This window comes from Paenibacillus sp. GbtcB18 (genome assembly GCF_019091125.1).
GTDB classification, from domain to species: Bacteria; Bacillota; Bacilli; order Paenibacillales; family NBRC-103111; genus Paenibacillus_F; species Paenibacillus_F chitinolyticus.
Map to the genome: position 1 here is coordinate 1 of NZ_JAGXJX010000690.1, position 245 is coordinate 245.

General features: G+C 58.8%; 1 protein-coding gene. It reads left to right on the forward strand.

What is annotated here, in order from left to right:
* The coding region (locus tag KVT34_RS30830) for an aminotransferase class IV (RefSeq protein ID WP_369016307.1) at nt 1–245 on the forward strand (245 nt) is incomplete at both ends.

Sequence of the window (245 nt, forward strand, 5' to 3'; positions counted from 1 at the left end):
GGCTATTATTGCGGAGACGCCGTCTACGAAGTGTTCCGTATTTACGACGGCCGGCTAATTGAAGTACAGGGGCAAATGGAACGTATCAGCCGCAGCATGGCCGAAGTCCGGATTAGCCTTCCTTATCCGCTCGTAGAGCTGGAGGATCTGCTGAACCGGCTCACGGAGGCTGCCGGCATCCCCGTCGGCCTCACTGACGTTCAGATCACGCGAGGCGCCACTCCTCGATCTCATCCCTTTCCGGC